The organism is Leptolyngbya iicbica LK, from assembly GCF_004212215.1.
Lineage (GTDB): Bacteria > Cyanobacteriota > Cyanobacteriia > Phormidesmidales > Phormidesmidaceae > Halomicronema > Halomicronema iicbica.
The window spans coordinates 436,955-461,436 of sequence record NZ_QVFV01000001.1 but is presented as its reverse complement, the minus strand read 5'-3'; the positions used below and the strand labels follow the sequence as shown (position 1 = coordinate 461,436).

The following is a 24,482-nucleotide window of genomic DNA, read 5'->3' as shown; positions in this document are numbered from 1 at the left end:
AAACGGCTTGCAGCGAAGTTACTTTCGAATATATTAGCGGCTGGGCAGGCGAGATCGCCCCCCGCAACGCCTTCCACATAGGGTCTCAAGATGATTAACGTTTCAGAGCGCCGCGATATCGACATTGAGCAAATTTTGCCAATTTATGAGGCCAACGGCTGGTCGTCTGCCCAAAAGCCCCAAGCTTTGCACCAAGCTCTCATCAATTCTCACGGGCTCGTTTCCGCCTGGGAGGGCGATCGCCTGGTGGGTATCGGCAACGCGATTTCCGATGGGTTTTTAGTCGTTTACTATCCCCATCTGTTGGTGCATCCCGACTATCAAGGGCAGGGCATCGGCCAACGCATCATGGCACGGCTGAAGCAGCGATACGCCGATATGCACATGCACATGCTGGTCGCCGATGGTGAGGCGATCGCCTTTTACGAAAAATGTGGCTTTACCCGAGCAGGCAACACGGAGCCGATGTGGATTTACAGCGGCAGTGACCACTGAATAGTGGCGGCAAACATCAGCATCATCGGTGGACGGAGCTCCCTCATTGCAACCGTAGGAGGGCCTCAAAACAATACCTTTTATAGACGCAGGCACTCCTGTCGGCCTTTTACTGTGAAAAGCGATCGCAATCATCGATCAACACAGATTCAGGAGTTTTTTATGCGCATAGTCATGGTATTGACCTCCCACAGTGAGCTAGGCGACACGGGCGAAAAGACGGGCTTTTGGCTAGAAGAGTTTGCCGCGCCCTACTACACCTTTGTCGATGCGGGAGCCGAGGTGGTCATTGCAGCGCCCGAACCTGGTCATCCCCCCATTGATCCCCGCAGCAGCGAACCCGAGAATCTGACAGACGCGACCCATCGCCTCAAGCATGATGTCGCGGCTAAGTCGAAGCTCGCCAATCCGATCACCCTGGATCAGGTCAATGTGCGGGAAGCCGATGCTTTGTTTTTTCCCGGTGGCCACGGCCCCATGTGGGATCTCGCCAATAGCGACGCCGCCGCCAAGTTAGTGGAAGAATTTTACGCTCAGAACAAAGTGATTGGGGCTGTGTGTCACGGGCCAGCCGCCTTCGTGAAGGCACAGACTCCCGAAGGTACGTCCATTCTGCAAGGCAAACAACTGACCGGCTTTACCAATGCCGAAGAGCGAGCCGTACAGCTTGATCAGGTGGTGCCCTTTGAGCTGGAAACGCGACTGCGGGAACTGGGTGGCGAGTTTAGCCAGGCCGATGTCTTTCAGCCCCATGTGGTGACGGATGGATTGTTGGTGACCGGGCAAAATCCGCCCTCCTCGGCGTCTACTGCCCAGGCGATTGTGAAGTTACTCAGTCGGGTGCCTGCGTAAGCGATCGCATCTGCGTCAATGACGCCCTATGCTATTACTGTCGTTGTTTTCCCTGATGGGAGGCTGCGGCAGTTTTTGCTGTTTAAACCCCATTCAGGTGAAAGGCTGGAGTGGTTTATCTTCGGGAAAACCTCACCTAACCTCTCCTTCCCAAGGAGAGGAACCGGAGTTTCTTTAGACCTCCGGAGTAATGTGCGGTTGGGAAAACCTCACCTAACCTCTCCTTCACAAGGAGAGGGACCGGAGTTCCACTTAAACTCCCCCTGGGCGAGGGCAACCGGAATCTCCCTAAACCTCTCTTTGGTATAAGGAACCGGCATCTCCCTAAACCTCTCCTTGCGAAGGAGAGGTGCCGCAGGCGGTGAGGTTAGCCCCCCAACCAAACTCCCCCGACCGCTTGATGCGATTTCGCGTCCTTTATTTCCCTGACTCATGGCTACTAGCGATCTTCCCCATTCCCCCGACCTTTCAACCACGGCCTCGCCGCCGCGTATCAACCTGTTCACCATGTTTCGGTTGGGCTTGTTCCAGATGGGATTGGGGCTATTGTCCCTGCTGACCCTCGGCATTTTGAACCAGGTGTTGATTTCAGAATTGCAGATTCCGGCGGTGCTGGCGGGGGGCGCGATCGCCATGTATCAGTTCGTGTCTCCCGCCCGGGTGTGGATGGGCCAAATGTCCGACTCCAAACCGATTCGCGGCTATCACCGCACGGGCTATGTGTGGCTGGGCATGTGTTTGCAGGCGATTTGTTTGTTCCTGGCGATTCAGGTGGTGTGGCAGTTGGGGGCCAGTGCTGCGAGTGGCTGGACACCCGTCACCACCGCCTGGATGACGCTGCTGGCGGGCATGTTTGCCCTGTATGGGCTGTGCATTGCCACCAGTTCGACGCCCTTTGCCGCGCTGCTGGTGGATGTGTCGGACGAAGACAACCGCTCGCAACTGGTGGGCATTGTCTGGGCCATGCTGATGGTGGGCATTGTCGCGGGGGCGATCGTCGGCGAGGTGCTGCTCGAAAACCTGGCCGCCGAAGACCTGCAATCGGCGATCACGCGACTGTTCATTATTTTTCCGCTGTCGGTGGTGGCGCTGGGCATCATCGCGACCTTCGGCATTGAAAAAAAATATTCTCGCTACGCGACGCGATCATCCCTGGCGGGCCGCGAGGATCAGGTAACGCTGCGGCAGGCGATCGCGGTCCTGACGGCATCCAAGCAAACGGCTTTTTTCTTCGTGTTTTTGCTGGTGATGACCATCAGCCTGTTTTTGCAGCAGCCCGTGCTGGAACCCTATGCCCGCGAGGTCTTTGGCCTCAGCATTGGCGAAAGTGCCGGGTTGAACCAGTTTTGGGGCTACGGCATTTTGGTGGGCATCGGCCTGTCGGGCTTTCTGATTGTGCCGCGACTGGGCAAACAACGCACCGCCATGCTGGGCTGCTTGTTCTCAGCCGTGTGCTTTGTTCTGGTGATCTTGTCCGGGGTGACGGCCAATCCGACCACGTTGCGCAGTGCGGTGATGCTGTTTGGCCTGGCCTCCGGCATTCTCACCAACAGCGCCGTGAGCCTGATGCTGGACTTTACTGCCGCTGAAACTGCGGGCACGTTTATCGGTGCCTGGGGACTGTCACAGGCCATGGCTCAAGCCAGCGCGACCGTGCTTGGCGGGGCGCTGTTGGATACGGGGCGGCAACTCTTTCCCAGTACCTTTTTGGCGTTTGCCCTAGTGTTTGCCTGTCAGGCCGTGGGCATGGTCATCGCGTTTGGCTTGCTGACGCGCATCAACGTGCAGCAGTTCAAAACGGAATCGGGGAAGGCGATCGCCACCCTCATGGAAATGGACTTGGACTAGGTGAATGCAGGCATTTTGGGATCAGATTCTCGACTTTTCGCAAACCATCACAACTGAAGTGGGCGCGAAGCTACTGGCGGCATTCGGCGGTGCCCACGCGGAAGAAAAGTCGGACGGGAGTCTCGTCACGGAGTTTGATAAATGGTCAGACGAGCGGCTGCGCACGGCAATCCACGACGCCTTTCCTGACCATGGGGTGTTGAGTGAAGAGACGACCCATGTGTTCCCAGACACCGACTGGTGTTGGATTATTGACCCCATTGACGGCACCACCAACTTCACCCAGGGCATTCCCCTCTGGGCGGTGTCGTTGGGATTGCTCTATCGCGGCACGCCAGTCTTCGGCTACATCTACCTGCCCACACTGAACCAACGGTTTCACGGTTATTGGCCCGGAACGAGCGGCCTTGACCTGCCCATTGGGGCGTTTCTCAATGACAAGCCAATTCAGGTGCGGCCTGATGATCCGGGCAAAAATCAATTCTTCAGTCTGTGTGCCCGCAGCACCGACGTGCTGAAGCAGTCCTTTCCCTGCAAGGTGCGGATGCTGGGGGTGGCGACTTACAATCTGCTGATTGTGGCGGCGGGCTATGCGATCGGCGCAGTGGAAGCGACGCCCAAAGTCTGGGATATTGCGGGAATTTGGCCCATTGTCCATGCTGCCGGAGCGACCTGGATTTCCCTCGACGACAAACCACCCTTTCCCCTCACCGTCGGCGAGAACTACGAAAAGCGTCCGTTCCCCACGCTGCTGCTGAACCGAGCCGATCTGGTCGAGCAGTTTCGTCCCCTGGTGCAGGTGGTGGTGGGCGATCGCTCAAGCAAACGCTGAGGGGACGGGTCCTTTGGTCTAGTACATTAGGCTCAGTGCTTGTCCAGAAACCAGGACCCGTCCCCTGAGAAACTGTGGAGATCTGTCGGTTCGGAATAGGAATTTAATTGAGTGTGGACAGCCGTCTCGGCTGTTCAACAACAGGCAAGATGGCTGCCCGACAAAAAACTTGGATTGTATCCAATCCTGATTTCTAAAGGTCGAGTGCGATCGCTGCGCCTGAGAGATCAACTCTCAATCACAGAGGGGACGGTTCCTTGAGCAAGAAACCGTCCCCTGGGGAACGCCTTGATTGGCAACCCGAAGACTTATCCCACTTGGCGAGTCAGGAAACTCAGCAGAGCATCCCAAGACTGGGTATCAGCGTGGGGATCATAACGGGAAGAGCCGCCGTCTGCCCCCCAGACGGTAAAGGAGTGCAGCACGCCGCCGTAGATTTCCATGTCGTAGGGTACGTTGGCCGCGTTGAGTTCATCGGCTAACGCCGCGACTTCCGACATCGGGGCGACCGGGTCGTTGCCCCCGTGCAAAATCAAAATCGGCGCTTGGGCGTCACTGTAATCCTGACCTTCCGGCGTCGCTAACCCACCGTGGAAACTGACAAAGCCATCAATGTCAGCGCCCGCGCGAGCCATTTCGAGGACAGCCGCCCCGCCGAAGCAATAGCCGATGGCGACCACTCGCTCCGGATCAACGCCCGCCATCGATTGGGCGGTTTCGAGACCGGCCATCAGCCGTTGGCGCATGGTGGCGCGATCGCTATACAGCTTGCCGCTCTCCGCCTGAGATTCTTCTACATTGCTGGGGCGATTGCCCTGACCGTAGAGGTCCGCCGCGAAAGCCGCGTACCCCCGCTCAGCCAGCATCTCCACCCGGCGCTGCTCATAATCGCCAATGCCATTCCAATCGTGGATCAGCAGCACCACGGGCTGCTCATCGCCAAAGCCGGGATTACTGGCAAAGTAGCCCTCAAAGGGTTGGCCCTCGATTTCATAAACGACGGACTCGCCGACGATCTGGGCCTGGGCATTCAGCGTGGTGAAGCCAACGATCGCCGCCACCGCTAAACAAAAGAGTGCAAATTTCCTCAACACCAATCTTTTCTCCTAAACTGCGTCCAGCACGAGCATTGAATTTGCTCTATGCCTCAGTCCATAGTGTAAGGAGTTCTGGCCCTCTGCTGGGATAAACTGGCGACAAAATGGGGGCGATCGCTACACCGCGAGGAATTCCTGAATGACCGCATTGCTCAACTCTGAGGTGGAACCAGAGGCAACGATGCCGCCCTTTTGCATGGCGTAGTAATAGTCCGCCTGGCGCACGAAGTGTAAGTGCTGCTCTACCAGCAGGACAGAGATTCCTCGGGTTTCGATAATGCGCCGCACCGCCGCCTCAATGTCCAAAATAATGGAGGGTTGGATGCCTTCGGTAGGTTCATCCAGTACTAGTAGTTGGGGTTGGCTCATGAGGGCACGGGCGATCGCGAGCTGCTGCTGCTGACCACCGCTGAGGTCGCCCCCCATCCGGTTGAGCATGGTTTCCAACACGGGGAACAGCTCAAAGATCTCGGCGGGCACTTCCTTCGACTTTTGACCGCGATCGCCCAATGCTTCTTGCCCGATGATGAGATTTTCTTCCACCGTCAGGCGCGGGATAATCTCTCGGCCCTGGGGCACATAGCCAATCCCCATGCGAGCGCGCTTGTCAGGCGAGTCGCGGAGCACAGAGCGACCATCAAATTGAATATCGCCCGTGCGGGGCATCAACAGCCCCATGATGTTGTTGAGCATGGTGGTTTTGCCCACGCCATTGCGCCCGATCAGGCACACCATCTGGCCGCGCGGCACCGTCAGATCGACATCCCGCAGAATGTGGCTTTCGCCATAAAAGAAGTTCAACCCCGAGACCTGGAGCATGGGCGTTTGCCCGGTAGTTTCAGCAACGGGAGCAGGGACAGTACTGGTCATGATTTCAAGTCCTCTAGGGCGGCGGCTTCAAGACGGCTCACGGTTTCCGGCGGCAAGTTTAATAGGGAAACCAAGTTTTGGTAGACCGAGGCTTCGGTTTCGTTGATTTGGTTGGAACTGATGACGGCGTAGCTCAGCATCAGGGCTTGCTCCCGTTCGGCTGTCGATTTGAGCTGGGGCACCAAGTCCTCTAGGGGAATCTCTTTGGCGAGGAGGTTACCCAGGGTGTCTTTGAGTTCTGCCTGGTCGTGGGAATCGCCGGCAAATTGCCGACTGAGGCGATCGAGAATCAGGTCTTGCTGGATGGGGTCGAAATTGTCGTCCGCCCAGGCCATTGTCGCCGCAATGCGCAGTTGCAGCAGTTGCTCTGGCGTGACGCTGGTTTCTTGTCCCAGGTAGACCTCAATCACGCGGGGATCGTTTTGCACTTCGTCCATGGTGCCTTCGCACAGCACAGAGCCCTGGTGCAGCACGGTCACTTGACGGGCAATCTGGCGCACAAATTCCATGTCGTGCTCAATCACGATGATGGAGTGGCTCTCGGCCAGCGACATCAGCAGGTTGCCCGTCTGCTCAGTTTCTTCGTCAGTCAATCCGGCCACGGGTTCATCCACCAGTAGCAAGTCAGGAGACTGGGCCACCAACATGCCGATTTCCAGCCACTGCTTTTCCCCATGGGAAAGGAGGGCGGCGGGCACGTCGGCTTTGTGGTCGAGGCCAATGGTTTCCAGCAGGCCGCTCACGGTGCGTTTTTCGGCGGCGGGAGTTTTGGTAAATAGGGTGGCAAAGACGTTTTTGTCGCGGTTGCAGGAGAGTTCCAAATTCTCACGCGGCGTGAGGTTCAGATACACCCGAGGAGTTTGGAACTTGCGGCCAATGCCCAGCCGGGCGATGGTATGCTCGGCCTGTTTGCTCAGGTCTTTGCCCTTAAAACGGGCCTGGCCTTCGGTGGGCTGCACTTTGCCCGTAATCACGTCGAGAAAGGTGGTTTTGCCCGCGCCGTTGGGGCCGATGATGACGCGCAGTTCGCCCTCGGCCATCGAAAAGGTGAGGTCGTTGAGGGCTTTGAAGCCGTCGAAGCTGACGGTGACATTTTCGATTTCTAGGATGGGTGGCATGGGAGTGGGTGGGTGGATGGGTGGGAAGGTAGGTGGGGGCTGCTGTAGGGGCGAGGCATTCTCTTTGCAAGGATATGGTCACCAGTGCATCGTAATTCCGAGAATGCCTCGCCCCTACGGACAATATGGGGAATGTGTTGCCCCCTGCGGGAAATGGGCGACAGGTTATTCGGAGATTTCCGATCGCTCCTGTTGCACGTCGGGGTCGAGTTCGACTTGGGGATACGTCATCAGCGGCTCCGGTTTGCCCATGAGCGATCGCAGTCCGTCGGGGGCTTGGTTGCGTAGCCAGCCCACAATGCCGTCCGGCAGCGCGGTCACCACCAGCAGGAATAAAGCCCCCTGGAAGAACAACCACACTTCGGGAAAGCTCTCACTCAGCAGCGCTCTAGCCCAGTTCACCAGCAGCGCACCGAGAATGGCCCCGACCAGGGTGGCGCGACCGCCCACGGCGACCCAAATTACCATTTCAATCGAGAAGGCGATGTCCATAAACTGGGGCGAGACAATCCCGGATTGGACCGTGTATAGGGCTCCGGCGATGCCCGCGATCGCCCCCGACACTGCAAACACCAGCACCTTAAAGCCCGTCGGGTCGTAACCGGAGAAGCGCACCCGGTTTTCGTCATCGCGAATGGCGACCAGTAAGCGGCCAAACCGACCACTGGTGAGCCAGCGACAGAGCAGATACATCAGCACCAGCATGACCACCGTGATCAGGTAAAAGGTCATCTGCATGCGATCGCTGCCCACCTCTTGGCCCATAAAGACGCTGGTGTCGGTCTTCAGGCCGTTGGTGCCGTTAATCCACTTTTGCTGACCGTTGAACAGGTTGAAGAACACCACCAAGGCCGCCTGGGTCAAGATGGAAAAATACACGCCGCGAATCCGGTTCCTAAACACCAGGTAGCCCAGCAGCCCTGCGACGATGGCGGGAATGGTAAAAATCGCGATCAGGGTAAAGGGCAGCGAGGCAAACGGTTCCCAAAACCAGGGCAGCGTATCAACGCCATACAGGCCAAAGAACTCGGGAATTTGTCCTTCGCCCAAGCTATTGAGCTGCAAAAACATGGCAAAGGCATAGCCGCCCAGGGCAAAGAAAATGCCGTGGCCTAAACTCAACAGGCCAGTAAAGCCCCAAATGAGATCGATGCCCAGGGCCACGATCGCCAGAGACAAAAAGCGCCCCAGCAGCCCCAGCCGAAAGCCGCTTAACAGGAGTGGCAAAATGACTGCCATTAGCACCACAAAGGCAATAATGCCAACGATTTCCAGGGTACGTTGGCGCGACTTTTGCGCTTTGACCTCTCTCCGAGGCCGAACGGGAGTATCGGTAACCATAACTCTCTCTTAAACCTCCACCGAGCGGCCTTTTTGCGGAAACATACCAGCGGGCTTCCATTGCAGGAACGCGATAATCAGTGCGAATACCATCACCTTGGCCATGCTCGTGGTGGCGAAGAAGGTGAAGAAGTCGGTCACGGGCTGTAAAGCAGGGAAGGGGGTCAGCAGGAGCGCGATCGTGCCAGACCCAATCAGGTAGGTCACAATGCCGATCACCAGTGCCGCCACAATGCTACCCGCCAACTTGCCGACGCCGCCGACCACCACCACCATGAAGGCATCCACGATGTAGTTGCCGCCCAAGTTGGGACCCACTGAGCCCAGCAGGGTCACGGCGCAGCCCGCGATGCCCGCCAACCCCGAGCCCAGAGCAAAGGTCAGGGCGTCAACCTTTTCGGTGGGAATGCCCAAACAGGCGCTCATTTTGCGGTTTTGCGTGACTGAACGGATGCGTAAGCCCCAAGCCGTGCCGTTGAGAAACCAGTAAACGCCAATCAGGCAAACAATCGTCAGGCCAATGATGAATAAGCGAGAGTAGGGAAACTGTAAGGGCACCCCGCTGCTAAACCAGTCTGGTCGCGGGGGCTGATTTGTGAAAAAGGTGAGCAGCGCCAGGATGGCCCCAATCAGTGCCGAGGCAATGACCACGACGCGATCGTTATCCAGCCGTTCGGTAATGCGCCGCTCGGGCCGGATAAATGCGAAATAGCCCACGATCCACAACAGGGCAAATAAGCACACCCCAACCGTGACAGCCCAATAGAGTTGCGAAGCGAACTCGCCACTGATGGATACCCCACCTCGCAACCAGCTGGGCGCAGTCACATCGACGTTACGCGCCCCAAACCAAGGTCGAATCAGATTGGTATTACCGCTTTGGTTAATCACAATCCCCGTGACGATCGCGATCGCTCCCGACAGCATCAGTACCACCGGATTGGCAATGCGGCTCAACCGCTCCCAGTTGGCCTGACGTTGCAAAATCCACCGTCCGCCAAAAAAGAGCACGCAAAAAATCACTAAGCCAATCACCAGCGACCAGCTCACACTGCGGATAAACTGCCGTAAAATCAGGCTGACGCCCCAGGTGGCGAGCAGCGTCTCCAGCGGTCGCCCATACAGGTGGCGAATCACCCCCCGTTCGAGCAACAGCCCCACCGACGCTGCCACCAAAAAGGCGATTGGCAGCGCCACCAAAAAATAAATTTCCAGTGCTCCACCCCCGATCGCCGCCGCGCCGTTCTGTACCACATAGGTGGTGTAAGCCCCGAGCATCATTAATTCGCCGTGGGCCAAGTTAATGACCCCCATCAGGCCAAATACGATCGCCAGGCCCAGCGCCACAATCAAGAGCACCGCCCCGATACTGACGCCGTTAAATAATCCGCCAAGCAGTCCCTCAATCACCTTGTTACCTGCGGTTTGTGTGCTTGTTTGACATCAAAAAATGTCTTGCGTGTTGAGTCCGTGAAACTACAACGCCATGAATGCGCGGCCAGACCCTAGAAAAGCTGTCTCTACCCTGACCGGCTGGAAGTTTTGCCATCACTGCAATGAATGGCGATCAAACATCCACCCACTGAGTTATCGACCGACTACAAGCCTAAAAACATCATTCGCTAGCTATGTAACCCCGCCCAAAGGCCCATTACTGTTGCCTTTGTTACCAATAAAAAAGGAGAGCCACCGCTCGCCACCCATGGCAAAGTTGTGCTCTCCTTTACTTCAGGTTACATACCGCTCAAAGTGGCTAGTTATGCGCCTTCAACTTCGTACTTGCCACCCTTTTCAGGATCAGACCAGTCACAAGCAAAGCCCTTAGTTTCGGGCACGTACTGGTTCCAGGGCACCGGATCGATGGGGCCATCGGTCGAAGAGACGATGTCAAATAGACCGTCGTCGCGCACCTGGCCAATCCGCACCGTCTTCGAGATGTGGTGGTTGGGGTTCATGGTCACAGGCCCTTCAGGCGCCGCAAATTCTTGACCATAAGCCGCTTCGCGCACTGCAGGGATATCCGTGGTGCCAGCCGCTTCGACCGCCTGCTTCCACAGATAAACCATGATGTAAGCCGCTTCCATGGGGTCGTTGGTCACGCGATCGTCACCATACTCTGCCTTGAAGTCAGCCACCCACTTCTCGTTTTCGGGGGACTCCACAGTTTGGAAGTAGTTCCAAGCGGCGTAGTGGCCCACCAAGAACTCAGGGCCGATTTGGCGGACTTCTTCTTCCGCCACACTGACAGACATGACCGGATACATATCCGGCGTCATGCCCGCGCCCTGTAACTGCTTAAAGAAGGCGACGTTGCTGTCACCGTTCAAGCTGTTGAAAATCACCCCACCTTCGGGCATTGCGGCTTTGATCTTGGTGATGATGGGGGTAACTTCGGTGTTGCCCAAGGGCAGATAGTCTTCACCGAGGGTGTTGCCACCTTTCGCGGCCAGCTGCTCTTTGATGATGGTGTTCGCCGTCCGGGGGAAGACGTAGTCAGACCCGACCAAGAAGAAGTCGGTGCCTTTGTTTTCCAGGAGCCAGTCCACCGCAGGCTCAATTTGCTGGTTGGGGGCAGCCCCGGTGTAGAAGATGTTCTGAGAACATTCCTGGCCTTCGTACTGCACCGGGTACCAAAGCTGATGTTGCTTCGATTCAAACACGGGTAGTACCGCTTTGCGGCTCGCCGATGTCCAGCAGCCAAAGACCGTAACCACTTGGTCTTGGTCGATCAGCTTTTCCGCTTTTTCAGCGAATGTCGGCCAGTCAGAGGCGCCGTCTTCTTCGACATATTCGATCTGCTTGCCGAGCACACCGCCAGCCGCGTTGATTTCTTTGATAGCCAGCTTTTCTGCATCCACCACGGTCGTTTCACTAATCGCCATGGTGCCGCTCAGGGAGTGCAAAATGCCGACCTTAATGGTTTCGCCATCACCGCCTGCGGCTGCGGTTTCTTCGCCGCCTTCGGCGGGAGCTTCCTCAGTTGTGGTGTCGGAGGGGGCTCCACAAGCCTTGAGCAGCATTGCTGTGCCCATGGTGGCGGATCCGTATATGAGAAACTTCCGTCTTCCAAATCGATTTGTCATTCGTGCCGTCGCTCCTGACTCAAAAAGTTGCTTAACCGTAGCAAAGTGACTGTGAGCTTAGCCCCGGAGAGTTCTCAATACAGAGTCACTCCATCTCCAGATCTAACCAGCGGCGGATGCCAAACCGTTATGCTTCGCCACAGTAATTGCATGGTGATACTAAAGTCAGGGTAAATACTTAAATGTAGTCCACGATACAAAATGCTGTTTTTTGCCCAGGGTTAAGAAGAATTTAAGGGGATTTTGTGCCCTTGGAGGCTGTGTATGGGCGATCGCTCGTCGCTGCTTGCTCAATGGCTATGGGAATGTGAATGACCGTGAGAGTGCACGTGGGCAAACTCCTGAGCTGCGCTAGCCACTGCCGGACTGGGGCCGAGTTTTTGCTGATGGCGAATCAGGTCAATGACGGTGTTGAGGCCTTCGCGGGTTTTTAGGTTGGCGAAAATGAAGGGGCGATCGCCGCGCATCTTTTGGGCGTCGTGTCGCATGACTTCCAAATCGGCCCCGACGTAGGGGGCAAGATCAATTTTGTTGATGATTAACACGTCTGATTTCATGATCCCCGGCCCTCCCTTGCGCGGAATTTTATCTCCCGCCGAGACATCAATCACATACAGGGTCATCTCCACCAGTTCAGGGCTAAAGGTGGCAGCGAGGTTGTCGCCACCACTTTCGACAAATACGATATCGGGGTCAAACTGCTCCACCAGGCGATCGATCGCTTCTAAATTGATCGAGGCGTCATCGCGAATGGCCGAGTGGGGGCAGCCGCCGGTTTCGACGCCGATGATGCGATCGCGCTCCAACGCCTCGCTGCGGACCAAAAACTGGGCGTCTTCTTGGGTGTAGATGTCGTTGGTCACCACCGCAAGGTTAAATTCGTCGCGCATGGCTTTGCAGAGCGCATCGATCAGTGCAGTTTTGCCAGAGCCCACGGGGCCAGCTACCCCGACCCGAAACGGTTTCGTCACGAAATTATCCTCAATTTTGAAAGAGCAAATAGGGTTGGCAGGCATTATAACGACTGCCGTTTGGCAAACTGTCAGGACAGACATTTTCGTAATAACTGGCTGAACCCAACCGGACTATGTGGGCGAAGGCAGGCTGCTAACTGCGAAACAGTCGGCTGTATAGTCCCTCGTGCTGCATACTCGCGAGGGAAACGCCCCAATTGCAGGCCATGAGATCGGCCTCAGTCATGGTGGCAATGTCTGCCTGTGCAGTCTGAATCGGTTTCGTTAACTGCTGGAGGAGGCGTTGCCCTTGGGTTTGGCCCAGGGGTACGGCGCGGACGGCGGCGCTGATGAGATTCGCAGCCCAACTGTGGAGGAAGGCGATCGCGGCTGCCTCTAACGGAATTTGCCAAGCCTGAGCCACCAGACTGTAGGCGATTGCAAAATTACAGTTGCCCTGGCGCGCGAGGTCGGGCAACTGTCGCGTCAATTCCGGTTCCAAATCGGCAAACAAGCGCAGCAGCGATCGTCCCATTTGCCAGCTTTGCGATCGCATTTCTGCCGTTTCGCGCAATGCTGACAACCATTGATTCCAGCGGTCCACTGCCTCAAACTGGGCCTGGCTGGCAGCAACGTAGCTCCAACGCAGGATGGCGGTTTCGAGGCGAATGCTGCCGCTGCTAAGTTCTTGGGTGAGCCAGTGCAGGAGATCGGCGCTGGTGGCGATTGTGCCCTGAGTTGCTAGGGTTTCGACGCCTTCGGAATAGCTGTAAGCCCCGATGGGCAACGCCGGACTCGATAGCTGCAACAGCGTCAGCAATTTGCCACCCGTTAATTGCGCATTCATCTTCCAACCCCCATACCCGTCATGCTTCCCGAGTTTAGCGTTGATTGACAGTAGCGCACGGTGGGCACAAAACGAGAGCGGATTTAGCCGCGATCGCGTTAAATGCGCCGGGTCAGGTTGGGGCCGTGGGTGTCAGTGCCACAGGTTTTGAGCAGGTCAAAGTCTTCGGCCAGCTGGCGCATGGTGGGCGTCTTTTTGGGGCAGGGGCGCCACTCTTTGGGATTGTCGTAGGCGTAGTAAACCTCAATGCCATCGATGCCGTGGTCGGCGGCGGCCGCGACCAACTCTTCGGGCGATCGCCGATACCGACAAGGATGGGCCAGCACCGCAATGCCCCCCGCCGCCTGAATCGACGCGATCACTTGCGCTGCTTGCTGGTCGTGCCCTCGCGGGGAACAGTGGTTGAGATAGGGCTGCATTGCCGCGTGACCGGGCTTAAAGGCATAGCCCAAAATATGCACTTCCACGTCGGCTAGCAGGGAGGTGATTTCGACCCCCGTCCACAGACGCGGTAACCGTCTTGTTCCTTTGTGACGACCGCGCCGCTGAATCGGCGCCGGATTTTTCCATTGCCAGTCTTCTAAATATTGCTTGGCTTTGCGAAAGCCGCTGACGGTGTGATGGTCAGTAATGGCAAATTCTCGTAAACCGAGGCGAATGGCTTGCTCAATCAGGTTTTCGGCTGATAGTTGCCCATCCGAATGATGGGTGTGCATATGAAAATTCAGCCTGCCGGGACAGCTCGTTTCGTCTACCGTCTCAAATATTCCTCGAAGTTCTAGAGCATCTCTCTGCAATGCCCTAGCCGAGACGCCTATTTGGACGGGGCTGGTTACCATGATTGACCTTACCGACTATATTTCTCACTAAATTTCTTTATCTCTATCTAATATAGCCGTCGAAAAAAGTTTACGTATAACTAATTCTTATTTTTTCCTAAATAGAAAAATTCTTTGTCCGGTGTTGTCGGCTCTGCATTGTCTTGCCTGACGTCGGCACCCAAGGGGGCTCAGGGACGAACGCCTCGGAGCCTCTGCGGGCGGGAGTGGCGATCGCCAGCTTAATTGAGAATACTTTTCTGCAAGATCGCTATTTCAGTGAAAACAAATCAGCTTAGTCACTAGAGCGATCGCTAGCTTGTTGCCACTCTATCTGATCAAGGTTAGGCGGCACACCACAAAAAAATCCTGCTAAATCGTCAAAAAATCAGCTTAGGTGTCAATATGCAAGCCCAGTTAGTCCAAATTCCGAGAAAAATTGTAGAGAGTCGTTTGCAATAGTGATAGGATGTGCGCTAGTTGTTTTAATCGTAGTTATTCTCAATAAGGATTCGAACGGAAGTCATGTCCATGCACAAACTCACCCGGCGCTCATTTTTGGTGGCTGGAGGTGCTACCCTCGCCCTCACCGCCGCTCAACTCAATCGGCCTCGGCGGGCGATCGCTCAAACGGGCGAGATCAACCTTTATTCATCGCGCCACTACAACACCGATGATGCGCTGTACGAGGGGTTCACTGAGTTGACCGGGATTCGCGTCAATCTGATTGAGGGCGATGGTGACGAACTGCGAGAGCGGATTTTGAGCGAGGGCGCTAATAGCCCGGCTGACATCTACATGACCGTTGATGCCGGCCGACTGTGGCGTGCGGAGCAAGAGGGGCTGTTTGCGCCGGTGAGTTCTTCTATTCTCGAAGAGCGCATCCCAGCGAATCTGCGCAGCCCGGATAACCTCTGGTTTGGCTTTTCGACGCGAGCGCGGGCCATCATGTATAACCGCGATCGCGTCAATCCGACAGAATTATCGACCTATGAAGCTTTGGCTGAGCCCAAATGGGGTGGCCGGATCTTGGTGCGAACCTCAGGCAACATTTACAACATTTCTCTGATCGCGGGAATGATTGAAACCCTCGGTGAGGAAGCGACTGAAGAATGGGCGGAAGGCTTTGCGAGCAATTTGGCGAGGGAGCCGGAAGGCAACGATACAGCTCAAATCAAGGCAGTGGCAGCCGGTCTCGGGGATGTCGCGCTCGCCAACAGCTATTATCTGGCTCGCTTGGGCAAGTCGGATGACCCGGCGGATCAAGAAGTATTCGAGAAAGTCGGCATCTTCTTCCCGAACCAGTCAGACCGGGGCACTCACGTCAATGTCAGTGGCGCAGGCGTACTCCAAACGGCGCCTAACCCTGACGGGGCGATCGCCTTCCTCGAATACCTCTCTACACCGACCGCTCAAGCGTTTTTCGCTCAAGGCAATTCTGAGTACCCGGTGGTCGAGGGGACTGAGCTTGACCCAGTTCTGGCCAGCTTTGGTGATTTCATTGCCGATGATGTCAATGTCGAAGCCTATGGCAGAAATGCGGCGGCAGCGCTGCAACTGGCAGATCGTGTCGGCTGGGAATAGGTCACTGCTAGTCTGAGTCCAGTAGCGATCGGGGTGGGTTGCTGATGTTGTCTTAGTAAACCGTCAGGCGACCCGCCCCACCATTCCGGCTCCTTCAAACGGCACGAATGGCTTCCTTCAACACGGTTTTCCGCAGATGTGGCCGCAAAGAGCTGGGCGTGCCCACATCTACTGAACAGCCCAGTAGATCTTCTAAGTAGGTCTGCAACGCTAGCAAGGTGAATAGGCCAACCGGGCGATCGAACTCTACTAAAAAATCGATATCGCTGTCTGGAGTGGCCTCATCTCGCGCCACCGAACCAAATAAATACAGGGCCTTGACCGCAAATTCGTCGAGGCTATCTTTGTGGGCAGCGAGTTTATCCAACACCTGTTGCTTATCCACCTGACAGTCTCTAAATCAGCATTGGGAATGAAGCGCTTGCCTGTCAATTATCGCAGGCCGATTAGGGCGTGTTGCAATCGCGGTTTCCATCCAACTCTATGTAATCCGGCAGCTTCGTTCCGCAAAGTATTGCCTCAGCAAGCTGTTCTTCGGTCAGGTAAGAGACTCTCCTAAGATCAGCACCTGCAAGGTTAACGAATTCTAGATTGGCATCCTGAAGATCAGCGTCTTGTAAGTTTGCCTGTTGAAGTTGCCTGTTGAAGTTCAGCACCTTGTAAATTAGCATTCCGAAGAATAGCGCTTTGTAAGTTGGCATTCCAAAGCATCGCGTTTTGTAAGTTAGCACCCCCGAGGTTAGTGTCTTGTAAGTTTGTCTGCTCAAGGCTTATGAGATTCTGCCCGAGGTTAGCGTCTTGTAGGTTTGCCTGTTGAAGTTCAGCACCTTGTAAATTAGCATTCCGAAGAATAGCGCTTTGTAAGTTGGCATTCCAAAGCATCGCNNNGTCTTGTAGGTTTGCCTGTTGAAGTTCAGCACCTTGTAAATTAGCATTCCGAAGAATAGCGCTTTGTAAGTTGGCATTCCAAAGCATCGCGTTTCGTAAGTTGGCCTCCCCGAGATAAGCCTTTTGTAAATTAGCATTCCACAAGCTAGCGTCTTGTAAGTTAGCCTTGCTAAGGGAAGAGTCTCGTAAATCAGTATTCCAAAGGTAAGCCTTCTGTAAGCTAGCACCCCAAAGGATAGCGTTTTGTAGGTTGGCATCATTAAAATTAGTACCTTCCAGGTTTGCCTCACGAAAATTCGTGAATGGAAAATCGAGATTGCTCAAATTGACATTGCGTAGATCCATCTCTGACAAGTCTTGGTCTCGGAAGCTGATGACGGGTTCTGGAATGGGGGCCGCATTCTCATCTGCTGCTTCCGGATTCTCGGCCAATTCGTCAGGATTCTGGATGGTTTCTCCGGTAAGCACCTCGGTCTCTTCAGCATTTGGCGTCGCGGTATCAGGGCTCTGAGCCGACTTGTCGGCGGGCTCCTCAGCAGCAATGGTCGCCAAGTCAGAGGCTCTTAGAAATGCGAATAGCTGCTCGCGGCGATCTCGATCCAGTTCACGCAGGGCTGTGACGGTGCGACCTCGGGCTAAAATCACCACACCCGAATCCAGCGGCTGAGTCAGCAACTCGCGTTCAAAGGTGAAGGTTTCGAGCAGGGTGAAGTATTCTTTGAGGATGCGGTTTTGCTCGGCTTCGCGCTGAAAGTTACGGGTGATGATCGTACCGGCAACAGCTACAGCTAGCGGCACGGCCAAGAGTTTCACCCATTCCGCTTTGGGCAGCTTTACTAGCAATCCGGTCAAAGCCCATTTCGGAGCATCCCAGACGCCACCTTTGAGAATTTGGTAAGTGCTGGGATTCAATCTGGCAATCAGCTGACTGTTGCCCCGCAGAAGTAGGCGTTGAATGGGGCTTTGCACGATTTGCTCGGCGGCTTGCCAGTCGCTGTCAGCGTCGCCGGGACGGTGTAGCTTTTCTCTGTTTTTGTACACCTGCTCAGCGATCGCGGCTACCGGATCGCCTTGCGTGTCACCACTTCCCGATTGAGCCATCTCACCTGTGCCTTGCCGTCATCGGTATTGTAGGCGAGTCCCCAACGGTCGGCGCAAAATGGGCAACTATGTTGATACGGCCACAGTTCCACAAGATTTACGACCTCTGAGTGCAGAGCGATCGCTATTCAACGGTCTCCATCGTGGGCTCCGGTTCGGGTTCTTTGGTGGCGAGTCGGGCGACCCGCTGTTGAATGGTCAGGTGCGGGGCGACGCCTTCGTAGGCGTAGCGGTTAAAGCCACCCACTTCCACAATCTGCTGTAGATAATCGACCCGCTCTTCCGGCGCGGGGTGAGACGAGAACCACTGCACGCCGCCGCGATCGCCCACTTCATCTTCCAGGGTGATCATCAAGCTGTGCAGGCCATCGGCAGCATACCCAGCAGCCGAGAGCAACTGGGTGCCCAAAATATCGGCCTGGCGCTCCATTTCTCGCGAGTAGCTGCTGAAAATCAGGTTGGCCGCAAGCCCGCCGACTTCCCGAATTGGAATCACGCCAGCGATGCTGCTGAGCAGGTTGCCATTCGTCACCAGTTGAAAGCCGTGGGACAGCACGGCGTGGGCCAGTTCGTGGGCGACGAGTCCGGCCAATTCCGCTTCGGATTCGGTCTTGAGAATGGCCCCGGCGTTAATGAAAATCTTGCCACCGGGCAGGGCAAAGGCATTCAGTTCGGGCTCATCCACCACATAAAACTCGTAGGTAAATTCGTCGCGCCCCGCCAAGCTGGCTAGCTCTTGACCAATGCGGTTCAGGTATTCCTCAATTTGGCGATCGCGCAGCATGGGTAACTGGTCTTTGGCCTGTTCCGCCACACTCGCGCCAACCGCCGACTCTCCCTGGAGCAAGATCATGGCGGAGTTGAGTGCAGTGAACGGGCCGATCAATCCCCCCGTGAGCAACAGTCCGGCGGTGCCCGTGATGAGATTGCCGATCAAGTTGCCGGTCAATTCTTCATTCATCTCCGCCCGAAAGCGATCGAGGTTTTGGGCACTCAGCGCATCCATCTCGTCGCGGTCAGGATGCTCTGGATTCAACAGGGCGAACTGCTTGGCGGTAATGGCCGCTTCGATCCACTGCTCTAGGGCCATTTGGGCCTGGGTGCGAGCCTGCAACAGTTCTGGCTGGCTCGGGTAGAGCATCAGCGACTGATCCAAAATGGCATCTGCTTCGGCGGCGCGATCGTTTTCAATTAAATATTGAGAGTAAAAGGCTTGAGCCGGAATAAATTCGGGATATTCCTCCACCAGCAATTCCAGCGGCACGAGGGTGCGATGGGTGAGTCCCATTTCATAGCCCGCTTGGGCTTCGCGCCAATACACCGCGCCTGCTGGGGGCAAATCCGCCGGATCGGTAATCGGCTCAGGCCGCAACGAGGCTGGATCGATGCGCCAAACGGCATCTTTCACCTGGCGGTAAAGGACTTCCGCCGTTGCGTAATCCCCCGCCAAATAATGCTCATCCGCCGTCATCAAAATCTGCTGACGCTTCGTGATTTTGGGCGGCGACGTGTCGGTGCCCGTGGATTCGATATCGGTGTCGGTCCACTCGTCATCGTTGCTTGGAGCCTCTTCGGGGGAACTTTCGACGGGGAGTTGGGGCTCAAAGTCTGGCAAGTCGAGGGTTTCGGTTGTCGGAGCAGGGTCATCGTCGGTTGAGGTGTTGGCCTCGGGGATGCTCAACTCTTCCAAGGCGGTGGGCGACGGGGCCTCCTCCGCTGGGGTTTGGGCCAGCACGGGGGGTGAACTAGCGTAGCCCGGTTGTCCGCCCCAGGCAAACCACTGCCAGCCAGTGGAGATCAAAAGACCTACCAGACACCAAGCGATCAACCGCCGTCCTTTGTTCATGGCTTTTTGCCTGACTGCACTACAACCACGCTCTCACTCTAGCTTGCAACGTCTTCCATCCCTGACGCCGAGCCCTTGTTGCGGCTTGAGAAAACACGCGGCAAAAAGGGTTCTAAGACGGGGGCAAGCTAACGCCATTAGACGAAGCTGTAAGCGATGAGTTCCCCAGGTGTTGGGAACTCGTTGCTGCACGCGATGAATGACCTGCTAAGGAATCAGGATTTTATAAAACCCAAGGTTTTTTGACAGCATTTTGCCTGCGCTCGAACAGCCGAGACGGCTGTTCACACTTAATTAAGTTCCCATTCCTAAGCAACGAAAATGCCGGGTATGCTGCGCTTGAGCGGGGCCGTGCCCAAAGGGCGAGATGACACCCTACAAGGGGAGATGCTTGGCCAAGCGATCGCTCTTCACTCTGCCCCTCTAGAGCGGCCTCACCCGGGCCAACGTCGATGTTGCGGCTAGAACTGTCGTGGTGTTTGTGCCCGCTTCAGGCTAAACTCTCTGCGGTAGCGATCGCGCTCCAGAGCGTGAAATTTCGCATCTCCCAAGTCGTAATTTCGCAGCGATTCCAGACTGCTAATTCTTGAGTTCGCATGAAAGTTATTCCCACCGCGATTCCTGAGGTGTTGTTGCTAGAGCCCCAGGTTTATGGCGATCACCGAGGCTTCTTTTTAGAGAGCTTCAATCACCAAACTTTTGCCGAGAAAACGGGCCTAGACCGGATGTTTGTGCAAGACAATCACTCCCGTTCAAAGGGCGGCATTCTGCGGGGGCTGCACTATCAGATTCAGCAGACTCAGGGCAAGCTCATGCGGGTGGTCGCGGGCGAAATCTTTGATGTCGCGGTGGATATTCGCCGCCATTCTCCCACCTTTGGTCAGTGGGTGGGTGAGGTCCTCTCGGCTGACAACCATCGACAGCTATGGGTGCCCGAAGGCTTTGCCCACGGCTTTTACGTCATGTCTGACAGTGCCGACGTGCTGTACAAAACAACGGACTACTATGCGCCCCAGCACGAGCGCTCCATTTTGTGGAATGACCCTGATATCGCTATTGATTGGCCCTTGCGCGATCCGCATCCGGTGTTGTCGGCCAAAGATCAAGGGGGCGATCGCTTGGCTGATGCGGAGGTGTTTGACGCATGAAAATTTTGCTGTTGGGAAGTCGCGGCCAAGTCGGCCAAGAACTGCTGCTGACGCTGCCGACGCTAGGCACCGTCACCGCTTGGAGTCGTGACGAGTTAGATCTGGCTCAATTAGACACCATCGAAACCAAGGTAATCGCGCAGCAACCGGATGTGATTGTGAACGCTGCCGCCTACACTGCTGTGGATAAAGCCGAGCAGGAACCGGAACTGGCGCACACAATTAACGGTGAAGCACCGGGCAAATTGGCCCAAGCCGCCGCCGCGTGTGGCGCCACGCTGATCCACATTTCGACGGATTACGTCTTTGACGGTCAGCAAAACCAGCCCTATCGCCCCGACAGTCCGACGCAGCCGCTAGGGGTATATGGGCAATCCAAGCTCGCGGGGGAATTGGCCGTCAAAGCGGCCTGCGATCGCCACGTCATTCTGCGGACCGCTTGGGTATATGGCGCGAAGGGTCAGGGCAACTTTGTGAAAACTATGCTGCGCCTCGGGGCCGAGCGCGACACGCTAAAAGTCGTGTATGACCAAGTCGGTACCCCCACCTGGAGCTATGACATCGCCCAGGCGATCGCCCAGCTCATTCCGCATCTCACCCCTGAGACTTTTGGGACGTACCATTTCACCAATAGTGGAGCCGTCAGTTGGTACGACTTTGCGATCGCCATTTTTGAAGAAGCGGCCGCCCTGGGCTATCCCCTCGCGCTGAAAACGGTCTTGCCCATTACGACCGATCAGTATCCGCTCCCCGCTCAGCGCCCTGCCTACTCAGTAATGGGCTCAGAAAAACTCGATGCCCTGCTCAACCAAACGCCGCCGCACTGGCGCGTCAGCCTCCGCAAAATGCTGCCAGAATTGCTCTCGGCTCAATCTCAAAGCTAGCCAGAGGTCACCCATGACGCAGATGAAAGCACTCATGTTATCCGGCGGTCGTGGTACCCGACTGCGTCCCCTCACTTACACGGGCGCCAAGCAGCTGGTACCCGTGGTGAATAAACCGATTCTCTGGTACGGCATTGAGCAAATTGTCGCGGCAGGCATCACCGACATTGGCATCGTCATCAGTCCTGAAACGGGCGACGACATTCGGGCGACCACGGGCGATGGCGCTCAGTTTGGGGCCAAGATCACCTACATTTTGCAAGACAGCCCCGATGGTCTGGCCCATGCGGTGAAAATTGCCCAACCCTTCCTTGGCGAGTCACCGTTTTTGATGTACCTCGGCGACAACCTGATTCGGGATGCGCTGTCGGGGTTTGTCAGCGAGTTTGTGGAGCGATCGCTCGACGCCCTGATCATGCTGAAGCAGGTGCCCAATCCCACCGCTTTTGGCGTTGCGGTATTGAACCCTGAAGGCCGCGTCACTCGCCTGGTCGAAAAACCAAAAGAGCCACCCTCTGACTTGGCTTTGGTGGGGGTCTATCTGTTTTCTCCCCAGATCCACCAGGTGATTGCTCAGCTCCAGCCCTCACCCCGAGGGGAACTGGAAATTACCGACGCGATTCAAGCGTTAGTGGATACGGGCGGCAACGTCACCGCCGAGACCTTGCAGGGCTGGTGGCTTGATACGGGCAAAAAAGATGATCTCCTAGCCGCGAATCAAATTATTTTGGATGAAACCCTCGGACACCACATTGCGGGCACCGTCGATGACGCGACGCAGATTAGCGGTCGGGTGCGCATTGGCAAAGGGACTACTGTGGTGAACTCAACCATTCGCGGGCCGGTGGTGATCGGCGACAATTGCCGCATCGAGAATTGCTTTATCGGCTCCTATAGCAGCATTGCCAACGGTGTCACCATGCTCGATGTAGAAATGGACCACAGCGTTGTGCTCGAAGGCGCGGTCATCAAAGAACTGCATCAGCGCATCGTCGATAGTCTCATCGGTCGACGGGCTCGCCTCGTTCATAGTCCCAAACGGCCCAAGGCGTCGCGCTTTATGGTGGGTGACGATTGCGTGATTGAGCTCATTTAAGCCGAGCTGTGCTGTCTGCGCGAAGTGGCGGATGCCTGGATAGTCGGAAGCGGACCCCATCCGGCAACTGCTTTAAGGCGATCGCGGGAATTTGCCTTATCTATAGCGAACCGCAATCAGATTAGATCCCGTTCAGTTGCCGAATTGCTGATGGCAAAAGCATTCCGTGTACCGTACACCTGGAACCTTTCACCCCTCTGCTATCGAAGAGACGCAGGGCGATCGCGAATGGCTGTTTTTCCGTAGCGCCACGCCGCATAATAGGGAGACGTTAAAGTTCTACCCAGACTCGTGGCCCATTTTTGTCTGGTCAGCGGTTGTCGACGAGACAGATTAATCGGCCCCAATGCTGGTATGGGTAAGGCTCGAAGCGCAACTTGTCCAAAGCCATAGCGCCAGATTCGACTCCGATCGCTGCCCCAATCTAAACGTCGTGAGGGTTGTAAAGTTGACAGGCGACGGCGATTGGGCAACTGACGCCGTCAGTCAATGTATGGGAGCGATGCAACGATGACAGTTTGTGACTACAAACCCGGTCTGGAGGGGATTCCAGCAACTCAATCGTCGATTAGCCATGTCGATGGCCAGCAAGGCATTTTGGAGTATCGCGGCATCCGCATTGAGGATTTGGCCCAACACAGCACGTTTTTAGAAACGTCTTATCTGCTGATCTGGGGCGGGTTGCCCACCAAGACTGAACTCGAAGAGTTTGAGCATGGCATTCGTCATCATCGGCGACTCAAATACCGCATCCGCGACATGATGAAGTGCTTTCCCGAAGGGGGGCACCCGATGGATGCACTGCAGGCGTGTGCCGCCGCGCTGGGTTTGTTCTATTCCAAGCGGGCGTTAAATGATCCGCTGTACATCCAAAATGCGGTGGTGCGGCTGATGGCCAAAATCCCCACGATGGTGGCGGCCTTTCAGCTCATGCGTAAGGGCAATGACCCGGTACAGCCTCGCGATGACCTGGATTATGCGGCCAACTTTCTCTACATGCTGAATGAGCAAGAGCCCGATCCATTGGCTGCCCGGATTTTTGATATCTGCCTGACCCTACACGCCGAGCACACGATTAATGCGTCGACTTTTTCGGCGATGGTGACGGCTTCCACCCTGACGGATCCCTATGCGGTGGTGGCGTCGGCGGTGGGGACGCTGGCGGGGCCGTTGCACGGTGGGGCCAATGAGGAAGTGATCGACATGCTGGAAGCGATCGGCAGTGTGGAAAATGTGCGCCCCTATATTGACCAGTGCATTAAAGAAAAACGCCGGATCATGGGGTTCGGCCATCGGGTTTATAAGGTCAAAGACCCCCGCGCCAACATTTTGCAAAAGCTGGCCGAGCAGCTCTTTGAAAAATTTGGCACCGATGAATATTACGAAATTGCCCTAGAGCTAGAGCAGGTCGTCACTGAGCGCTTGGGGGCCAAAGGGGTCTATCCCAACGTGGACTTTTATTCTGGGTTGGTCTATCGCCGTTTGGGCATTCCCACCGATCTGTTTACGCCGGTGTTTGCGATCGCACGAGTGGCGGGTTGGCTGGCTCATTGGAAAGAGCAAATCCGCGAAAACCGCATTTTCCGGCCGACGCAGATTTACACCGGGAGCCATGACCAGAAATATGTGGCGCTGCACGAGCGGCCGCAAATCTGGGACCGCGATGTGACGAATGGTAAACGCCCCTAAGGGGTGCCTCCCCCCTGGTCACTTTGGGGTGAAGGACGCATATTAAATCCAGTGACGATTTTCAGGAACTCCGATCCCTTCACAGACGTGGA

Annotated in this window: 23 protein-coding genes; 10 read left to right on the top strand and 13 right to left on the bottom strand. The window is 55.9% G+C overall.

What is annotated here, in order from left to right:
* Nucleotides 1–90: 90 nt before the first annotated feature.
* The 4 genes from DYY88_RS01895 to DYY88_RS01880 all read left to right on the top strand — a co-directional run bounded on the left by DYY88_RS01895 (nucleotide 91) and on the right by DYY88_RS01880 (nucleotide 4,027).
* On the top strand, nucleotides 91–495 hold the full coding sequence (locus tag DYY88_RS01895) for a GNAT family N-acetyltransferase (protein ID WP_039724558.1): 405 nt from the start codon (nucleotides 91–93) through the stop codon (nucleotides 493–495).
* 162 nt (nucleotides 496–657) lie between these two features.
* Nucleotides 658–1,347 (top strand): type 1 glutamine amidotransferase domain-containing protein, encoded by a 690-nt coding sequence (locus DYY88_RS01890; RefSeq protein WP_039724918.1) that lies wholly within the window; start codon nucleotides 658–660, stop codon nucleotides 1,345–1,347.
* Nucleotides 1,348–1,779: 432 nt separating this feature from the next.
* A complete protein-coding gene (locus DYY88_RS01885; RefSeq protein ID WP_039724559.1) occupies nucleotides 1,780–3,195 on the top strand; it encodes a BCD family MFS transporter in 1,416 nt (471 codons plus the stop codon).
* A gap of 4 nt (nucleotides 3,196–3,199) precedes the next feature.
* Nucleotides 3,200–4,027 (top strand): inositol monophosphatase family protein, encoded by an 828-nt coding sequence (locus DYY88_RS01880; RefSeq protein WP_039724560.1) that lies wholly within the window; start codon nucleotides 3,200–3,202, stop codon nucleotides 4,025–4,027.
* Between the two features lie 308 nt (nucleotides 4,028–4,335).
* Here the strand turns inward: DYY88_RS01880 and DYY88_RS01875 are convergent, their stop codons facing one another.
* The 9 genes from DYY88_RS01875 to DYY88_RS01835 all read right to left on the bottom strand — a co-directional run bounded on the left by DYY88_RS01875 (nucleotide 4,336) and on the right by DYY88_RS01835 (nucleotide 14,052).
* Nucleotides 4,336–5,121 carry a dienelactone hydrolase family protein gene (locus DYY88_RS01875; RefSeq protein WP_039724919.1) on the bottom strand — a complete coding sequence of 262 codons (786 nt, stop codon included), beginning with the start codon at nucleotides 5,119–5,121 and terminating at the stop codon, nucleotides 4,336–4,338.
* A gap of 120 nt (nucleotides 5,122–5,241) precedes the next feature.
* Entirely contained in the window at nucleotides 5,242–5,994 is a 753-nt protein-coding gene (gene urtE, locus DYY88_RS01870) for an urea ABC transporter ATP-binding subunit UrtE (RefSeq protein ID WP_207223282.1), read from the bottom strand.
* Nucleotides 5,991–7,112 (bottom strand): urea ABC transporter ATP-binding protein UrtD, encoded by a 1,122-nt coding sequence (urtD, locus tag DYY88_RS01865; RefSeq protein WP_039724561.1) that lies wholly within the window; start codon nucleotides 7,110–7,112, stop codon nucleotides 5,991–5,993. The genes urtE and urtD overlap by 4 nt, the downstream gene beginning before the upstream one ends.
* A 165-nt stretch (nucleotides 7,113–7,277) precedes the next feature.
* On the bottom strand, nucleotides 7,278–8,453 hold the full coding sequence (gene urtC / locus DYY88_RS01860) for an urea ABC transporter permease subunit UrtC (RefSeq protein WP_039724563.1): 1,176 nt from the start codon (nucleotides 8,451–8,453) through the stop codon (nucleotides 7,278–7,280).
* Between the two features lie 9 nt (nucleotides 8,454–8,462).
* On the bottom strand, nucleotides 8,463–9,863 hold the full coding sequence (locus tag DYY88_RS01855) for an ABC transporter permease subunit (RefSeq protein ID WP_039724564.1): 1,401 nt from the start codon (nucleotides 9,861–9,863) through the stop codon (nucleotides 8,463–8,465).
* A 347-nt stretch (nucleotides 9,864–10,210) separates the two neighbouring features.
* On the bottom strand, nucleotides 10,211–11,485 hold the full coding sequence (gene urtA / locus DYY88_RS01850) for an urea ABC transporter substrate-binding protein (protein WP_242517564.1): 1,275 nt from the start codon (nucleotides 11,483–11,485) through the stop codon (nucleotides 10,211–10,213).
* 341 nt (nucleotides 11,486–11,826) lie between these two features.
* Nucleotides 11,827–12,507, bottom strand: a complete 681-nt coding sequence (gene ureG, locus DYY88_RS01845; RefSeq protein WP_367889249.1) for an urease accessory protein UreG — start codon at nucleotides 12,505–12,507, stop codon at nucleotides 11,827–11,829.
* Nucleotides 12,508–12,643: 136 nt separating this feature from the next.
* On the bottom strand, nucleotides 12,644–13,336 hold the full coding sequence (locus DYY88_RS01840) for an urease accessory protein UreF (RefSeq protein ID WP_039724566.1): 693 nt from the start codon (nucleotides 13,334–13,336) through the stop codon (nucleotides 12,644–12,646).
* A gap of 98 nt (nucleotides 13,337–13,434) precedes the next feature.
* Complete coding sequence (locus DYY88_RS01835) at nucleotides 13,435–14,052, bottom strand: PHP domain-containing protein (RefSeq protein ID WP_236146259.1); 618 nt, start codon at nucleotides 14,050–14,052, stop codon at nucleotides 13,435–13,437.
* A gap of 266 nt (nucleotides 14,053–14,318) precedes the next feature.
* Here DYY88_RS01835 and DYY88_RS24825 point away from each other — a divergent pair, with 266 nt between their 5' ends.
* On the top strand, nucleotides 14,319–14,453 hold the full coding sequence (locus DYY88_RS24825) for a hypothetical protein (protein WP_302849221.1): 135 nt from the start codon (nucleotides 14,319–14,321) through the stop codon (nucleotides 14,451–14,453).
* A 232-nt stretch (nucleotides 14,454–14,685) separates the two neighbouring features.
* On the top strand, nucleotides 14,686–15,738 hold the full coding sequence (locus DYY88_RS01830; protein WP_039724923.1) for a Fe(3+) ABC transporter substrate-binding protein: 1,053 nt from the start codon (nucleotides 14,686–14,688) through the stop codon (nucleotides 15,736–15,738).
* A gap of 94 nt (nucleotides 15,739–15,832) precedes the next feature.
* Here DYY88_RS01830 and DYY88_RS01825 read toward each other — a convergent pair whose 3' ends face one another.
* The 4 genes from DYY88_RS01825 to DYY88_RS01810 form a co-directional block, all read right to left on the bottom strand.
* Nucleotides 15,833–16,123 carry a nucleotidyltransferase family protein gene (locus DYY88_RS01825; RefSeq protein WP_039724567.1) on the bottom strand — a complete coding sequence of 97 codons (291 nt, stop codon included), beginning with the start codon at nucleotides 16,121–16,123 and terminating at the stop codon, nucleotides 15,833–15,835.
* Nucleotides 16,124–16,184: 61 nt separating this feature from the next.
* Entirely contained in the window at nucleotides 16,185–16,409 is a 225-nt protein-coding gene (locus tag DYY88_RS25000) for a pentapeptide repeat-containing protein (protein WP_367889248.1), read from the bottom strand.
* Nucleotides 16,345–17,727: a pentapeptide repeat-containing protein gene (locus DYY88_RS01815; RefSeq protein WP_130199295.1), complete on the bottom strand. Its 1,383-nt coding sequence runs from the start codon at nucleotides 17,725–17,727 to the stop codon at nucleotides 16,345–16,347. Before DYY88_RS01815 ends, DYY88_RS25000 begins: the two co-directional genes overlap by 65 nt.
* 124 nt (nucleotides 17,728–17,851) lie before the next feature.
* Nucleotides 17,852–19,573 (bottom strand): M48 family metalloprotease, encoded by a 1,722-nt coding sequence (locus DYY88_RS01810; RefSeq protein WP_044150321.1) that lies wholly within the window; start codon nucleotides 19,571–19,573, stop codon nucleotides 17,852–17,854.
* Nucleotides 19,574–20,169: 596 nt separating this feature from the next.
* Between DYY88_RS01810 and rfbC the strand changes: the two genes are divergently transcribed.
* The 4 genes from rfbC to DYY88_RS01790 all read left to right on the top strand — a co-directional run bounded on the left by rfbC (nucleotide 20,170) and on the right by DYY88_RS01790 (nucleotide 24,390).
* On the top strand, nucleotides 20,170–20,721 hold the full coding sequence (rfbC, locus tag DYY88_RS01805) for a dTDP-4-dehydrorhamnose 3,5-epimerase (protein WP_039724568.1): 552 nt from the start codon (nucleotides 20,170–20,172) through the stop codon (nucleotides 20,719–20,721).
* Nucleotides 20,718–21,605, top strand: coding sequence for a dTDP-4-dehydrorhamnose reductase (rfbD, locus tag DYY88_RS01800; protein ID WP_039724569.1), 888 nt, complete (start codon nucleotides 20,718–20,720; stop codon nucleotides 21,603–21,605). The genes rfbC and rfbD overlap by 4 nt, the downstream gene beginning before the upstream one ends.
* A 13-nt stretch (nucleotides 21,606–21,618) precedes the next feature.
* Nucleotides 21,619–22,701: a glucose-1-phosphate thymidylyltransferase gene (locus tag DYY88_RS01795; RefSeq protein WP_242517563.1), complete on the top strand. Its 1,083-nt coding sequence runs from the start codon at nucleotides 21,619–21,621 to the stop codon at nucleotides 22,699–22,701.
* A gap of 510 nt (nucleotides 22,702–23,211) precedes the next feature.
* Entirely contained in the window at nucleotides 23,212–24,390 is a 1,179-nt protein-coding gene (locus tag DYY88_RS01790) for a citrate synthase (protein ID WP_039724928.1), read from the top strand.
* Nucleotides 24,391–24,482 lie beyond the last annotated feature (92 nt).

Excerpts from the sequence above, each read along its gene's own strand:
- DYY88_RS01895 (WP_039724558.1), top strand. The coding sequence starts at position 91 with ATGATTAACGTTTCAGAGCGCCGCGATATCGACATTGAGCAAATTTTG.
- DYY88_RS01890 (WP_039724918.1), top strand. The coding sequence starts at position 658 with ATGCGCATAGTCATGGTATTGACCTCCCACAGTGAGCTAGGCGACACG.
- DYY88_RS01885 (WP_039724559.1), top strand. The coding sequence starts at position 1,780 with ATGGCTACTAGCGATCTTCCCCATTCCCCCGACCTTTCAACCACGGCC.
- DYY88_RS01880 (WP_039724560.1), top strand. The coding sequence starts at position 3,200 with ATGCAGGCATTTTGGGATCAGATTCTCGACTTTTCGCAAACCATCACA.
- urtE (WP_207223282.1), bottom strand. The coding sequence starts at position 5,994 with ATGACCAGTACTGTCCCTGCTCCCGTTGCTGAAACTACCGGGCAAACG.
- urtD (WP_039724561.1), bottom strand. The coding sequence starts at position 7,112 with ATGCCACCCATCCTAGAAATCGAAAATGTCACCGTCAGCTTCGACGGC.
- urtC (WP_039724563.1), bottom strand. The coding sequence starts at position 8,453 with ATGGTTACCGATACTCCCGTTCGGCCTCGGAGAGAGGTCAAAGCGCAA.
- urtA (WP_242517564.1), bottom strand. The coding sequence starts at position 11,485 with ATGGGCACAGCAATGCTGCTCAAGGCTTGTGGAGCCCCCTCCGACACC.
- DYY88_RS01840 (WP_039724566.1), bottom strand. The coding sequence starts at position 13,336 with ATGAATGCGCAATTAACGGGTGGCAAATTGCTGACGCTGTTGCAGCTA.
- DYY88_RS01835 (WP_236146259.1), bottom strand. The coding sequence starts at position 14,052 with ATGCACACCCATCATTCGGATGGGCAACTATCAGCCGAAAACCTGATT.
- DYY88_RS01830 (WP_039724923.1), top strand. The coding sequence starts at position 14,686 with ATGCACAAACTCACCCGGCGCTCATTTTTGGTGGCTGGAGGTGCTACC.
- DYY88_RS25000 (WP_367889248.1), bottom strand. The coding sequence starts at position 16,409 with ATGCTAATTTACAAGGTGCTGAACTTCAACAGGCAACTTCAACAGGCA.
- DYY88_RS01810 (WP_044150321.1), bottom strand. The coding sequence starts at position 19,573 with ATGAACAAAGGACGGCGGTTGATCGCTTGGTGTCTGGTAGGTCTTTTG.
- rfbC (WP_039724568.1), top strand. The coding sequence starts at position 20,170 with ATGAAAGTTATTCCCACCGCGATTCCTGAGGTGTTGTTGCTAGAGCCC.
- rfbD (WP_039724569.1), top strand. The coding sequence starts at position 20,718 with ATGAAAATTTTGCTGTTGGGAAGTCGCGGCCAAGTCGGCCAAGAACTG.
- DYY88_RS01795 (WP_242517563.1), top strand. The coding sequence starts at position 21,619 with ATGACGCAGATGAAAGCACTCATGTTATCCGGCGGTCGTGGTACCCGA.
- DYY88_RS01790 (WP_039724928.1), top strand. The coding sequence starts at position 23,212 with ATGACAGTTTGTGACTACAAACCCGGTCTGGAGGGGATTCCAGCAACT.